The following is a 13,575-nucleotide window of genomic DNA, read 5'->3' as shown; positions in this document are numbered from 1 at the left end:
TGCACCTTCCCTGTAAGGGAGCATCCGGATCCGGTCCCCAGCAGGTCACCCGAGCCCTGCCGAACGGATGCTCCCGCTACCAGGGGAGGTATCGATGCGGAACGACCGTGTCGACGCGCGGCGAGTGCGCCGCGCCGCGGTGGTGGAGGAGTCGGTGCTGCAGCGCACGCGCGCGGCGCAGCTGCTGGCGAACGATCTGAAGCTCGAGGTGGTGCATACGGGCGCGACGCTCCCGATGTTCATGGCCTGGCTCAAGCGCACGGATCGGACGCGGTGGCCGCATCTGCTCGTGCTGGATCTGCCGACCGACGTCGATCCGCCGCGCGATCTCGACCTCATCGCCGCGCTGCGCGACGCCGGCATGCGCGTGCTCGTGCTCTCTGCTCTGCGCAACCGCAGCGCCGCGCGCAGGCTGGTCGAACTCGGCATCGACGCCGTGGTGTCGACCTCGGACGGGGAGGACGAGTTCCTGCTCGCCGCCGACGCCGCGCTGGCCGGGGGGACGATGATCACCGCACGCGCCCAGGCGACGATCCACGGCGCGGATCAGACTCTTCGACTGAGCAGGCAGGAGGAGCGGGCGCTGGCGCTGTACGCCTCGGGCCTCACGATCGCGGAGGTGGCGGAGCGCATCGGCGTGCGGCACGACACCGCCAGGAAGTACCTGAAGCGCGTGCGGGACAAGTACACGGTCATCGGCCGTCCTGCGCGATCCAAGCTGGAGCTCGCGCGCATCGCCTGGGCCGAGGGATACCTCGTCGCCGAGTCCGACCGCGCCGTGCGGTCGAGTCCGGCGGCCGCCGCCGGATAGCGGCGGACCGGCGCGTCACCTTTCCGCCCTCCTCCGCTCCTTCCCTATGGGAATCGATCACGGGAGCCCTCCCCCCGCGGTGCCCAGGGTGCAGCCCTTCCCCCGGCCGACGTCGTTCGGCGGACGCGTGGGGCGTCCGGTGGGGCTGCACCGACGCACGCGACTCCTATCATGAGGAGAAGTCCAATCGACCGCCCGTCGCCCACCCGGCGCGAGCGATCGATCGTCTGCTCGTCGGGGGAATGAGCGTGCGTTTTCTGGGAGGGAAAGCGTGGAAGATTCTCGTGGCGACGCCGAGTTGCTCCGCGCCCTGCGCGACGGTGATCGCGATGCGTACGTCGTGCTGTGGGAGCGGCACATCGGCGCCGCCCTGCGGCAGGCGTCGCGGCTGCTCCCCTCTCGTGCCGAGGACCTCGTTTCGGAGGCGTTCCTCGCGATCTATCAGCAGGTCACGACCACCGACAAGGGTCCGGAGTTCGCGTTCCGGTCGTATCTGAAGGCGGTCATCCGCAACATCGCGATCCGATGGCGCACGGAGGCGTACCGCGTCGACGATACGGCCGACGCCGATCGCATCGACTTCCGCGACGCCCTGAGCCTGGTCGAGCGCGAAGCCGACGCCAACGAGCTCCTCGGTGCTTTCCAGGAGCTGCCGGAGCGCTGGCAGCGCGTGCTGTGGCTGGCGGAGGTCGCCGACGTCGCACGTCCCGAGATCGCCAAGGAGCTCGGGATCAGACCGAACGCCGTGTCCGCACTCCATCGCAGGGCGCGATCGGGGCTGAGGTTCCAGTGGCTCACGAAGCAGGTCCCCGCGTTGCTGCGCGATGATCCCGATCACGTCGCGCGGCTCCTCCCCCGCCATCTCACCGAGCCCGACGATGCCGACCTCACGGCCGAGATCTCCGCCCACGTGGACTCGTGCGTCCGATGCGGCGAGCTGCTGCTGAGCCTGCGCAGCGATGCCCGCCGCCTGCAGGGCGTCACGCTCTCCGCCGTCGGCTTCGGCGCCCTCGGCGTCGCGATCCCGTCGGGCTCCGCGCTGGCCCCCGGCACGGCGGCAGCGGCAGCGCTCATCACGGCGTCGACGGGCTTCGGGGTGGCCAGCCTCCTCGCCGGCGGAGTGGGCGCGTTCTCGATCGGCGGACTGCTCCTCGCGGCGATCCTGGTGGGCGCCCCCGTGGAGGCGGCGCCCTCGGCGATCGACGCGACCTCTTCGCGTCCGGTGGTCACCGCCCCGCAGACCGCCGGGCCGCGGTCCGGGGGGACGGATGCGCTCCCGTCGTCGGCTCCGACGACGGGACCTCACGCCCCGACCCTCGGACGCCGCAACGCCGACCCCTCCATCGATTCCGTCGATCTCGTCAACGATCCGGACGCCGATCTGCCGACGGCTCCCGATCGCCCGCAGACCGCGCCCGGCACGACCCCCGGACCGGCGGAGGAGCCGACATCCGCGCTGACACCCGGCGTCACCACTCCGTCCGGGTACTCGGGCTACCTTCCGCCGACGCTGGCGGGCACGGCGACGCCCGGGTCCGCCGTCGCCGTCGAGGTCGACGGTCGGCGGTACACACCTGCCGTCGCCGCGGACGGCGCCTGGACGTTCGAGCCCCGTGCCCTCCAGCTCGCCGCCGGGACATACGACTACCGCGCCTGGTCCTTCGACGCCGAGAACCAGTCGCCGGCCACGACGGGCAGCTTCACCGTGCTGCCCATCGTCGTGGCCGGGTTCGAAGAGCTCACGGGAATGGAGGACATGCTGGTCGAGGAGGCCAGCACCACCGGGATCGTGATCTCGGCCACGGGTCCCGCGAACGGACGGATCTACGTCTCGACGATGGAGGGGCACACGGCGGTCTTCGCACTCGACGCGACAGGGCACGCGGTCAAGCGGCTGCGCATGAATGCGGTCGGCTGGTACTGGTTCACCTTCCGCGCCCTGGACGCCGACGGCTTCTGGGGGCCTCCGGAGGAGCATGCGGCCGATGTCTACGACCCTGACGTGATCTTCGGTCCGTGGGGCCCTGATCCCGAGGACATGACCTTCGACATCGTCGATCCGTAGTCCGTCGCACGGGGGATGCCGCCGCCGAGAACGGTACCTGAGGAGGACGCGAGGTCGAGATGCCGCCGCCTAGCGTGGAGGGCATGATCACAGCTGAAGGCCTCACGAAGAGGTTCGGAGACAAGACCGCCGTCCAGGACGTGTCGTTCACGGTCAAGCCGGGAAGCGTCACCGGCTTCCTCGGGCCGAACGGCGCGGGCAAGTCCACCACCATGCGCATGATCGTCGGTCTCGACCAGCCGACGTCGGGCCGCGCGACGATCGCCGGGCGCGAGTACCGCAAGCTGAAGGCGCCGCTGACCGAGGTCGGCGTGCTCCTCGATGCGAAGGCCGTCCATACCGGACGCACGGCGCGGAACCACCTGCGGGCGATGGCCGCGACGCACGGCATCCCCTCCTCCCGGGTCGACGAGGTCATCGATCTCGCCGGCATCGGTCCCGTCGCCCGCAAGCGTGCGGGCGGGTTCTCGCTCGGCATGGGGCAGCGGCTCGGCATCGCCTCGGCTCTGCTCGGCGACCCGCACACCCTGATCCTCGACGAGCCCGTCAACGGCCTCGACCCCGAGGGGGTGCGCTGGGTGCGACAGTTCGTCCGCCATGCCGCCTCCGAGGGGCGCACCGTGCTGCTGTCGAGCCATCTCATGAGCGAGATGGCGCAGACCGCCGACCACGTCATCGTCATGGGACGCGGACAGGTCCTCGCCGACGCTCCGCTCGCCGAGCTGGTGCACGCATGGACGACCAACACCGTGCGCGTGCGCACCCCCCGCGCCGCCGACCTCGCCGCGGCCGTCGCCGGTCCCGCGGTCGAGATCGTGACCACCGAGCCCGGTCTCCTCGACATCGTCGGGCTCCCGGCATCCCGCATCGGCGACCTCGCCGCCGATCGCGGCATCCCGCTGCACGAGCTCACCCCGACCACCGGTTCGCTGGAGGACGCCTACCTGGCGCTCACCGGCGATTCCGTCGAGTACCGCACCAAGGAGATCTCATGACCGCCGTCCAGGCCGCTCCTGCGGCTCCCGTCCGCACGAGCTCCGGCCAGCGCCTGACGTTCCTCCGCGCGCTGAAGGGCGAGTGGATCAAGCTCGCGACCGTCCGTTCGACCTGGTGGTCGATCGCGATCACCGCCGTCCTCACGATCGGCATCGCGATGCTCATCGCCCAGGCCATCGACGTTCCGGGCTTCGACCCCATCAACGCCGTGGTCATGCCGATCCAGTTCACGATGCTCCTCGCGGGCATCCTCGGCGCGATCTCGGTCACCGGCGAGTACTCCACCGGCATGATCCGCTCGACGCTGACCGCCAACCCCGTGCGCGGCTCCGTCCTCGCCGCGAAGGCCACCGTGCTCGCCACGTTCCTGTTCGTGTCGTCGCTGATCATCTTCGGCGCCGCTGCGCTCGCGGTGTCGCTCGTGGTCTCCGGTCGTGAGCAGAGCATCGACTGGTCCGACGCATCCGCCTCGCTCCTGCCGATCCTGGTCTCGTCGCTCGCCATGGCTGTGTTCGCCCTGATCGGCGTGGCGTTCGGATTCATCCTGCGCTCCGGCGCCGGCGCCATCGCGGCGACGGTCGGTCTGCTGTTCGTGCTGCCGATCGTGGCGAACTTCTTCGCCTTCGCCGGCGAGACGTGGAAGTGGGTGATGGATGCCGCGACCTACCTGCCCGTCGCGGCCGCGCAGAGCGCGATCCTCCCCGACGGCGCCACGCTCGAAGGACCTGTGCCCTACCTGACGCTGGCCGGCTGGGTGGTCGCTGGCATGCTCGGCGCCTGGGCGGTGCTGCGCACTCGCGACGCGTAGAGTCGCTCCGTGAAGAAGACGCGCAGCCGCAGCGCCGACGTCCGCGAGGACGACGGGCTGCGGCTGCCGCGTCCTCCCGGGCTGTTCCGCCGCTTCTGGGCACGGCACCCGCTCTTCGCGGATGTGCTGATCGCCCTGTTCTGTCTGCTGGTCTCGATCGTTCCCAGCCGAGACTCCTCCCCCGATCTCCCCGAGCCGTTCGGGATCGTCATCGCGGTGCTGATCCCGCTCTCGGTCCTCGTCGCCTGCGTCACGCTGCTCTTCCGGCGCCGGCATCCGATCGTCGCGTTCGCCGCGGCGTTCGCCGCCGAGGTGCTCTTCCTCTTCCTCGGTGCTCCCGGGGGGACGCCCATGGTCACGGTGGCGGCGTACTCCCTCGCCGTGTACGTGTCGACCCGCGCCGCCTGGGCGGGACTCGGGTACGGGCTGGCCGGGCTGGCCGTCGTCGCCGGAGGGCTGGCGGGGGTCGGAGCGATCTCGCTCCAGACCGCCCTGAACGCGCTGATCGGAAACCTGGTGGTCGCCCTCATCGGCACGCTCATCGGCATCAACGTTGGTGGCCGCAAACGCTACGTCGCTGCGATCATCGACCGCTCACGGCAGCTGCTCATCGAACGAGACCAGCAGGCTCAGCTGGCTGCGGCCGCCGAGCGGGCACGGATCGCCCGGGAGATGCACGACATCGTCTCGCACTCGCTCACCGTGATCGTCGCCCTCTCGGAGGGAGCCGCGGCCACGCCGGATGCCGCCCGCGCCCGCGCCGCGGCCACTGCTGCCGCCGACACCGCCCGCTCGGCCCTGGGCGAGATGCGCTCGATGCTCGGCGTGCTGCGCGACGATGACGCTCCGCTGCCGCTGGCGCCCATCACCGCGCCTGCTCCGCACGACACGGTGGTGAACGCGCAGCGGGCGGGTTTCCCCGTCACCCTCTCCACCTCCGGGAGCGCGGAACTGAGCCCCGCGATCGAGCACGCGGTCTCCCGCATCGTGCAGGAGGGCGTGACGAACGCGATGAGGCACGCCCCTACGGCCAAGACGATCGCCGTGCGGGTCGAGAACTCCGCCGACGACGTGACGATCGAGATCGTCAACGACGGAGCCGTGCCCTCCACCGCGCCGTCGGGGTTCGGGCTCAGGGGGCTGGCCGAGCGGGTCGCGCACGTGCAGGGCCGCATCGACTACGGTCGCGCGGAGGGCTCCCGGTGGCGGCTGCGCGCGACGATTCCCCTCGACACCAGGACAGCGGACGATTCGGAGAAGAGGAAGTGATGACAGAGCAGATCAGCGTGCTCCTCGTCGATGACCAGGAGCTGATCCGGCTCGGATTCCGCATGGTGATCGAGGCGGAGAGCGACCTCGTCGTGATCGGAGAGGCCGGCGACGGCCGCACGGCGATCGCCCAGACCGCCGCGCTCCGGCCCGACGTCGTCCTCATGGACATCCGGATGCCGGGCCTCGACGGCATCGCGGCGACCGAGGCCATCGTGCGCGATCATCCCGGCACCCGCGTGCTCGTGCTCACCACGTTCGACCTCGACGAGTACGCCTTCGGGGCGATCCGCGCCGGAGCCAGCGGTTTCCTGCTGAAGGACGCCCAGCGCCACGAGATGATCGCCGCCGTCCGCGCGGTGCACCGCGGAGACGCGGCGCTGTCGCCCCGGGTCACGCGGATGCTGCTCGACCACGTCTCCCCGCAGCTGGGCGCGTCGAAGAGCGAGGAACCGCATGCGGAGGATGCCGAGCTGCTCCGCGCCCTCACCGATCGTGAGAACGACGTCTTCCTCGCGATCGCGCGGGGGCTCAGCAACGCCGAGATCGCCGATGCGCTCTTCGTGAGCGAGTCCACCGTGAAGACGCATGTCAGCCGCGTGCTGTCGAAGCTCGGGGCACGCGATCGGATCCATGCGGTGATCCTCGCCCACCGCCTCGGCATCGGAGGCGATGCCGAGGCGCCAAGCAGCTAGGCGCGCGCGGGCGTCCACTCCGAGACGCGGTTCAGGAGCCCCACCTCGTCGGCGGCGAGCTCGAGCCGCGCGCCGGCGAGCAGATCGGCGACCTGCTCCACCCTGCTCGCGCTCGCGATCGGGGCCGCGACCGTGGGCTGCGCCCGCAGCCACGCGAGAGACGTCGCCGCGATCGAGGCGCCGTGCGCGTTCCCGATCTCCTCCAGCGCGTCGATGATGCGCAGACCTGCCTCGGTCGCGTACTTCGCGGCGCCCGTGGCACGCGGCGACCCCTGGCCGTCGGCATCCGTCGAGCGGTACTTGCCCGTGAGGAATCCGCTCGCCAGGGAGTAGTACGGGACGAGTCCGAGACCGAACTCCTCCGCCACCGGGATGATGCTCTCCTCGACGTCGTTGCGGTGCACGAGGTTGTAGTGCGGCTGCACCGCGACGGGAAGGGCGACGCCGGTGCGCTGCGCGATCTCCACCCACTCGCGGATGCGCTCGGCCGAGTAGTTCGACACGGCGACGTGACGCACGAGCCCGTCGGCGACGAGCTGCCCGAAGGCTCCCACCGTCTCCTCGAGCGGAACGGTCTCGTCGTCGAAGTGCGCGTAGTACAGGTCGATCGCGTCGACGCCCAGGCGGCCCAGCGAGGCTTCGGCCGCGTTGCGGATGTTCGCGGCCGCGAGCCCGCGGAAGTCGGGGTGCTGACTCACCTTCGTGGCGACGACGACACCCTCCGGCTTGCGGGAGGCGAGCCACTCGCCGATGATCGTCTCGCTCTCGCCGCCGCTGTTGCCCGGCACCCAGGCGCTGTACGCGTCGGCGGTGTCGATGAAGTCGCCGCCGCCCTCCGCGAAGGCGTCGAGGACGGCGAAGGAGGCGTCGCGATCGGCGGTCCAGCCGAACACGTTGCCGCCGAGCGAGAGGGGGAGGACGTCGAGGTCACTGTTTCCGATGCGGGTCATGCTCGGCACAACCGGCGATGGGCGGCGGTTATTTCCGCTGTGACGCCGTGTTGCGATCCCCGTGAACTGAGCCGACTACGGGACTCGAACCCGTAACCCCCGTATTACAAGTACGGTGCGCTACCAATTGCGCCAAGTCGGCGGATGCCACCAGCTTAGCGATGGCGGCGAGGTGCGCCGAACTACTGCGCGGGGGTGGCGGTCGGGGTGGGAGTCGGCGTCGGCGTCGCGGTCGACTCGTAGTAGGCGTCGCTGGCGACGGTCAGCACGAACTGCGAGAACTCGGCCGGGTCGTCGAGAGCGCCGACGTAGGCCTCGCCGTTCACGACGATCATCGGGGCGGCGGTGAGGACGAGGTCGTCGGAGCCGACGAGCGGACCCTCCAGCGCGCGCGAGGTCGCTTCCTTCGCCCAGGTCACGTAGTCCTGGTTCTCGATGCAGGAGCGCACGGCCTTGGCGCTGCTCACGCCGACCGCGGCGGCGGCGTCCGCGAGCTTGGAGTCGCTGATCCCGTCGCTGTTGACCTCGGGCTGGTTCTCGAGGAGGTCGTGGTTGAACGAGTAGAACTGGGCGGGCGAGTGCGTCGCGACGCAGGCTGCGGCGCCGGCCGCGCGCAGCGAGTACTTGGTGCCGTTCGAGCTGGCGGTGAGCAGCGCGACCGGGTGGTAGGTGACGGTCGCCGCGCCCTGGGTGATCCAGTTGGTGAGCTGTCGGGCGTTCGCGCGCTCGAAGACTCCCGCGTCGGGAGACAGGTAGTCGACGTAGATGTGGATGTCGACCGTGTTCGCGGTGGTCGGCTCCGGAGTCGGAGCGTCCTCGGTGCCGGTCTCGGAGGGCTCGGCGCTCGGCGTCGCGAGGGCGTCGCTGGACACGGTCGCCGCGGTCACGTCGGAGACGAGGATGCCGTCGCCCTCGAGCCCGCTCGGCGTCAGCTGCGGCTTGGTCACCTGCGCGGACACGGCGAGCGTCACGGCGGTGCCGATCGCGCCGACGGCGACGATGGCCACCGCTCCGATGATGATCCGTCGCATCAGGCGCGCCCTCGACTGCTGGGCGTGCACCTGCTGTGCCTTCTCCCGCACGGCCTCACGCGAATTGCGAGGGGTGGGGACGTTCGGCGTCTCGTCGCTCGACATCGTTCCTCTTGACAGTCTCACGGGGGCAGGGTGGCCCCGAACGCCGCCTCACGCGACGATCGCCGCTGACGCGGCCGGATTCGATGCTAACCAGCCAGTCTGGGAAATACCCAGGTGCGGGTTTGTCTGTCATACTGATCCCGACCCAACGACGGGTCACGGCGGGTCGCTCCGCCGCTCTATCACTACGGATCGTCCGGCACGTACCTGCCGGTGAAGGAGAAATGCAATGGCATCTGTCACTTTCGATGAGGCCACCCGCCTGTACCCCGGCGGCACGCGTCCCGCCGTCGACAAGCTGAACCTCGAGGTCGGAGACGGCGAGTTCCTCGTCCTCGTCGGCCCTTCCGGTTGCGGTAAGTCCACGTCGCTCCGCATGCTCGCAGGCCTCGAAGAGGTCAACGCCGGCCGCATCCTCATCGGCGAGCGCGACGTCACCGACGTCCCGCCGAAGGACCGCGACATCGCCATGGTCTTCCAGAACTACGCGCTGTACCCGCACATGACCGTCGCCGAGAACATGGGCTTCGCGCTCAAGATCGCCGGCATCGGCAAGGAGGAGCGCGCCTCCCGCGTCCTTGAGGCCGCGAAGCTCCTCGACCTCGAGCAGTACCTGACCCGCAAGCCGAAGGCGCTCTCGGGCGGCCAGCGTCAGCGTGTCGCCATGGGTCGCGCGATCGTGCGTCAGCCCCAGGTGTTCCTCATGGACGAGCCGCTGTCGAACCTCGACGCCAAGCTCCGCGTCCAGACCCGCACGCAGATCGCGTCGCTGCAGCGCCGCCTCGGCGTCACCACCGTCTACGTCACGCACGACCAGACCGAGGCTCTGACCATGGGCGACCGCATCGCGGTCCTCAAGGACGGTCTGCTCCAGCAGGTCGGCTCGCCGCGTGACCTCTACGAGAAGCCGAACAACGTGTTCGTCGCCGGCTTCATCGGCTCCCCGGCCATGAACCTCTTCACGGCCGACCTGGCCGAGGGCGGCGTGCGCTTCGGCACCGAGGTCGTCCCGCTCGACCGTGACACCGTGGGCCGCGCGAACGGCTCGCAGGTCACCGTCGGCGTGCGTCCCGAGGACATCACCGTGGGCCCGGCCGACGGCAAGGGCCTCTCGGTCGTCGTCGACCTGGTCGAGGAGCTCGGCGCAGACGGCTACCTCTACGGTCACACCGAGATCAACGGCAAGCGCACCGACCTGGTCGCTCGCGTCGACGGCCGCAGCCACCCCAACGCCGGCGAGACCGTCACGCTGGCTGCGAACGCGGGCCACGTGCACGCGTTCGACAGCGAGTCGGGTGAGCGTCTGAACGACAAGCCGGTCGTCTCGGCTTCCTGAGTTCTGCAGCATCGCGGCGCGGGTCGACCTTCTGGTCGCCCCGCGCCGCGTCGTTTCCCCCGGCACCCATCCCCCTCAGGAGAACCATGCAGGACGCTCTACGCATCACCGCCAGCACCGTCGACCCAGGACTGCTCGGGCTGCCCTGGTCGACCACGCTGGCCAAGTGGCCGTCCGAGCACATCGTGTCCCTCCCGAAGGGCCTCTCCCGCCATCTGGTGCGCTTCGCCGACCTGTCCGGGCGCGTGGTCGCGGTCAAGGAGACGACCGACGAGATGGCCCGGCGCGAGTACGACATGCTCGGCAACCTCGCCCGCCTCGCCGTCCCGTGCGTCGACCGGGTCGCGGTCATCGCCGGTAGGACGGATGCCGACGGCGAGCCGCTCCCCGCGGCGCTGGTGACGTCGCACCTGCGCTTCTCCATGCCGTACCGCGCGCTGTTCACGCGCGTGCTGCGCCCCGACACCGCCACGCGGCTCGTCGATGCCCTCGCCCTGCTGCTCGTGCGCCTGCACAACGTCGGCTTCTACTGGGGCGACGTCTCGCTCTCCAACACTCTCTTCCGCCGCGACGCGGGAGCCTTCGCCGCGTACCTCGTGGATGCCGAGACCGGCGAGCTGCACGAGGAGGGCCTCACCGACGGGCAGCGCGCCTACGACCTCGACCTCGCCCGCACGAACATCGCCGGGGAGATCATGGACCTCGCCGCCGGAGGGCGCCTGGAGCGGGGCGTCGACGCGATCGCGATCGCCGACGGCATCGTGTCCTCCTACCGCTCGCTGTGGGCCGAGCTCACCGCCCAGGAGTCGTTCTCCTCCGCCGAGACCTGGCGCATCACCGAGCGCGTGGAGCGGCTGAACGCCCTCGGGTTCGACATCGACGAGATGTCGATGTCGACCACCTCCGACGGCACCGTCGTGGAGATCCAGCCCAAGGTCGTGGATGCCGGTCACCATCAGCGTCGGCTCATCCGCCTCACCGGGCTCGACGTCGAGGAGAACCAGGCACGTCGCCTCCTCAACGACCTCGACGAGTTCCGCGCCCGCTCGACCAAGCAGTGGGCGGATGAGGAGATGTACGCGCACGAGTGGCTGACGCGCGTCTTCGAGCCCGTCGTGCGGGCCATCCCCTACGAGCTGCGTGCCAAGCTCGAACCGGCGGAGGTGTTCCACCAGGTTCTGGAGCACCGGTGGTACCTGTCGCAGGCGCAGGGCCGGTCGGTCCCCCTCGCCGAGGTGCTCACGAGCTACATCAACGAGGTCCTGAGGCACCGGCGCGATGAGGCGACCATCATGGGTCCGCCGACCGAGACCATGAGCCTCCCCGTGATCACCGGGGTCACCCCCATCGCCGACGACGAGGACGACGACGTCGACTGGCGCGACCTCGTCTGACCGCGCAGACCGGAAGGGCCGGTCGGTGACGTCTCGTCACCGACCGGCCCTTCTCGTCTCAGGAGGTGCTCAGACCTGGTCGCGCGTCCGGCGCTGGCGGATCAGAGCGATCGTCCCGAGCAGGATCGCGACGACTCCCGCCGCCGTCAGCACCACGGGCAGCGCTCCGCCGGTCGCGGCGAGCCCTCCCGTCGAGCCCGTCGATCCGTTCGAGCCGGTCGAGGGACCGGCAGGAGCCGCCGGCTGCTTCTCGACGACCACGGTCTGCGCGGCATCCTCGATGTCGGTGTGCGCGGCGACCGGGGTTCCCGATGCCGTCGCCCCGAGGTAGAGGGTCTCGAACGCCACGAGCGTCGATCCCGCGTAACCGGTGGGCACCGTGAAGCTCACGGCGATGCTTCCCGTCGAGGAGGTCGGCGTGAACGTCGCCGTCGCCGTGATGCCCGTCGCAGAGCCGTCGGACTTGCGCATCAGCTCACCGGCGACCGTGTACTCCACGCCCGGGGTCAGTCCGGTGTACGCGATCGTGTCGATCACCGTTCCTCCGCCCCAGGCCAGGGTGTGGTCCTGGTCGGCGCCGTCGAGGAGCGTCGTGCCGATCGCGGGGACGAGAGGCTGCGCCTCCACGGCCACGGTCTGATCCACGTCGTCTATGTCCTCGTGGACCGCGACCGGAGTGCCCGTCGCCGTCGACCCCTCGTACAGCGCCTCGAAGGCGACCAGGGACTCCCCTGCGTAACCGCTCGGAACCGTGAACGAGACCTCGACCGTGCCGTCTGCGGCGGTCGGCGTGAAGGTCGTCGCCCCCGTGATACCCGTCGCGGAGACGTCCGCCTTCATCATGAGCTCACCGGAGACGGTGTACTGCTGGCCTACGGTCAGTCCGGTGTATGCGATCGTGTCGATCAGGCTGCCGCCGTTCCAGGCGAGGACGTGATCTTCGTCCGCAGCATCCGTCAGCGTCGTGCCGATGGCCGGAACAGCGGCCGCGGCCCAGGCGCCCTGCGCCGACGCCGAGGTCGTCGCGGTCGAGGCCGCGACGAGGATCTGCGACTGACGGTGCGCCGCCGCCGTGGGCGTGGTGCTGCCGACGACGGGGGTCGAGACGAGGAGACCGGTGCCGTCGGCCCCTGCCACCGTCGCGGTGACCGTGGCGGATCCGGCGACCGTCGAGCCGCGCAGATCGAGGAAGACCTGCTGACCGTCGACGACGGCGTTGGCGTTGATCGGGTTCCCGGCCGCGTCGGTGAACGCGTGGGCGGGGCTCGAGGTCACGGCCGCGGTGGCCTGGTTCGTCGAGACCGTGAACGGTCCGAAGAGCGAGCCCGCCGCTCCGGCGCCCGCAGGGCCGGCGACGGAGACGTCGATGTCCGCCGTGGTCGGGGGCGTCTGATTCTGGTCGGCGTTGGCCCCGTTCACCAGGTACCAGTACACCGCCTCGGAGTTGGGGGTCTCCCAGGCCCAGGCAGCATCCCAACCCAGGTCGGTGTATCGCCAGATCGCATACTGCGTCGCCTCGACGGCGTCGCTGACGCTGAGGTTCGTGACTCCGGCGGCGGTCTGCAGAGCGACCAGGTCGATCGCCGGATAGGAGTGCGTCAGAACCCAGTGGACCTTTGCCTGAACGGCCGGGTCGGTGAAGAGATTCGCCCCCAGATAGGACGAGAAGTCGCCGACGACCGCGCTGGTGCCGGTGCGGCGGCTGACATCGTGCTCGATGCAGTACGCCCAGTAGTCGGCCGTCCCCGGGTTGGCCGTGTCGGCCGGCACGGGAACGTACACGGGGTGGATGGCAGTGCCCGAGTAGCCCTGCGAAGCCGACCCCACCCAGACCGGGTCTCCCGGCGCGATGTCGGTCGCCGCGACCGCGGGTGCGGCGAACGCAGCGGGTATGAGAGCGGTGAGTGCGAGCAGCAGCGCCGCAGCGCCCCTCCCCGCTCTCGTCTTACGAGTCGAAGCGGTCGTCTTCACGATAGGTCAGCATCCTTGTCACGCGGGCGCACGAGTGCGCACTCTCCCCTGAATAGAGGGCTCCCCCTTGACTGAGCCCTCGCGATCAGTCTGGGAGCGGCGAACAGGGGACAGCAACGGACGAAGGGTTCCTGACCCCCTCTG

The 13,575-nt window shown here is 70.2% G+C and carries 11 protein-coding genes and 1 tRNA gene; 8 read left to right on the top strand and 4 right to left on the bottom strand.

Annotated elements, in window-relative coordinates; translation table 11 throughout:
• Nucleotides 1-94: 94 nt before the first annotated feature.
• From LC438_RS05585 to LC438_RS05560, 6 genes are all read left to right on the top strand, one after another.
• On the top strand, nucleotides 95-811 hold the full coding sequence (locus tag LC438_RS05585) for a hypothetical protein (RefSeq protein WP_223586057.1): 717 nt from the start codon (nucleotides 95-97) through the stop codon (nucleotides 809-811).
• 271 nt (nucleotides 812-1,082) lie between these two features.
• Complete coding sequence (locus LC438_RS05580; protein ID WP_105675611.1) at nucleotides 1,083-2,876, top strand: sigma-70 family RNA polymerase sigma factor; 1,794 nt, start codon at nucleotides 1,083-1,085, stop codon at nucleotides 2,874-2,876.
• Nucleotides 2,877-2,959: 83 nt separating this feature from the next.
• On the top strand, nucleotides 2,960-3,871 hold the full coding sequence (locus LC438_RS05575; RefSeq protein ID WP_223586056.1) for an ABC transporter ATP-binding protein: 912 nt from the start codon (nucleotides 2,960-2,962) through the stop codon (nucleotides 3,869-3,871).
• Complete coding sequence (locus LC438_RS05570) at nucleotides 3,868-4,680, top strand: ABC transporter permease (RefSeq protein ID WP_223586055.1); 813 nt, start codon at nucleotides 3,868-3,870, stop codon at nucleotides 4,678-4,680. Before LC438_RS05575 ends, LC438_RS05570 begins: the two co-directional genes overlap by 4 nt.
• A 9-nt stretch (nucleotides 4,681-4,689) precedes the next feature.
• Complete coding sequence (locus tag LC438_RS05565) at nucleotides 4,690-5,949, top strand: sensor histidine kinase (protein WP_105675608.1); 1,260 nt, start codon at nucleotides 4,690-4,692, stop codon at nucleotides 5,947-5,949.
• Entirely contained in the window at nucleotides 5,949-6,644 is a 696-nt protein-coding gene (locus tag LC438_RS05560; protein WP_105675606.1) for a response regulator transcription factor, read from the top strand. The genes LC438_RS05565 and LC438_RS05560 overlap by 1 nt, the downstream gene beginning before the upstream one ends.
• On the opposite strand, the gene LC438_RS05555 is transcribed toward LC438_RS05560, so the two are convergent.
• From LC438_RS05555 to LC438_RS05545, 3 genes are all read right to left on the bottom strand, one after another.
• Nucleotides 6,641-7,594 (bottom strand): aldo/keto reductase, encoded by a 954-nt coding sequence (locus LC438_RS05555; RefSeq protein WP_223586054.1) that lies wholly within the window; start codon nucleotides 7,592-7,594, stop codon nucleotides 6,641-6,643. The two genes, LC438_RS05560 and LC438_RS05555, sit on opposite strands and share 4 nt — an antisense overlap.
• 69 nt (nucleotides 7,595-7,663) lie before the next feature.
• Nucleotides 7,664-7,736, bottom strand: a tRNA-Thr gene (locus tag LC438_RS05550).
• A 40-nt stretch (nucleotides 7,737-7,776) separates the two neighbouring features.
• Nucleotides 7,777-8,730, bottom strand: coding sequence for a thioredoxin domain-containing protein (locus tag LC438_RS05545; RefSeq protein WP_105674003.1), 954 nt, complete (start codon nucleotides 8,728-8,730; stop codon nucleotides 7,777-7,779).
• Between the two features lie 229 nt (nucleotides 8,731-8,959).
• Between LC438_RS05545 and LC438_RS05540 the strand changes: the two genes are divergently transcribed.
• Nucleotides 8,960-10,066, top strand: a complete 1,107-nt coding sequence (locus tag LC438_RS05540; RefSeq protein ID WP_105674005.1) for an ABC transporter ATP-binding protein — start codon at nucleotides 8,960-8,962, stop codon at nucleotides 10,064-10,066.
• Nucleotides 10,067-10,152: 86 nt separating this feature from the next.
• Nucleotides 10,153-11,460: a DUF4032 domain-containing protein gene (locus LC438_RS05535; RefSeq protein ID WP_105674007.1), complete on the top strand. Its 1,308-nt coding sequence runs from the start codon at nucleotides 10,153-10,155 to the stop codon at nucleotides 11,458-11,460.
• A gap of 69 nt (nucleotides 11,461-11,529) precedes the next feature.
• Here LC438_RS05535 and LC438_RS05530 read toward each other — a convergent pair whose 3' ends face one another.
• On the bottom strand, nucleotides 11,530-13,431 hold the full coding sequence (locus LC438_RS05530) for a VaFE repeat-containing surface-anchored protein (RefSeq protein ID WP_223586053.1): 1,902 nt from the start codon (nucleotides 13,429-13,431) through the stop codon (nucleotides 11,530-11,532).
• Nucleotides 13,432-13,575 lie beyond the last annotated feature (144 nt).

This window comes from Microbacterium sp. OVT16B (assembly GCF_019969705.1).
Classification (GTDB): Bacteria; Actinomycetota; Actinomycetes; order Actinomycetales; family Microbacteriaceae; genus Microbacterium; species Microbacterium natoriense.
The sequence above is the reverse complement of the archived record's forward strand: the minus strand, read 5'-3'. Positions and strand labels throughout refer to the sequence as shown.

What these genes read in the sequence shown, in the direction of transcription:
- LC438_RS05585 (WP_223586057.1), top strand. Translation starts at nt 95, where the DNA reads ATGCGGAACGACCGTGTCGACGCGCGGCGAGTGCGCCGCGCCGCGGTG.
- LC438_RS05575 (WP_223586056.1), top strand. Translation starts at nt 2,960, where the DNA reads ATGATCACAGCTGAAGGCCTCACGAAGAGGTTCGGAGACAAGACCGCC.
- LC438_RS05570 (WP_223586055.1), top strand. Translation starts at nt 3,868, where the DNA reads ATGACCGCCGTCCAGGCCGCTCCTGCGGCTCCCGTCCGCACGAGCTCC.
- LC438_RS05560 (WP_105675606.1), top strand. Translation starts at nt 5,949, where the DNA reads ATGACAGAGCAGATCAGCGTGCTCCTCGTCGATGACCAGGAGCTGATC.
- LC438_RS05555 (WP_223586054.1), bottom strand. Translation starts at nt 7,594, where the DNA reads ATGACCCGCATCGGAAACAGTGACCTCGACGTCCTCCCCCTCTCGCTC.
- LC438_RS05545 (WP_105674003.1), bottom strand. Translation starts at nt 8,730, where the DNA reads ATGTCGAGCGACGAGACGCCGAACGTCCCCACCCCTCGCAATTCGCGT.
- LC438_RS05540 (WP_105674005.1), top strand. Translation starts at nt 8,960, where the DNA reads ATGGCATCTGTCACTTTCGATGAGGCCACCCGCCTGTACCCCGGCGGC.
- LC438_RS05535 (WP_105674007.1), top strand. Translation starts at nt 10,153, where the DNA reads ATGCAGGACGCTCTACGCATCACCGCCAGCACCGTCGACCCAGGACTG.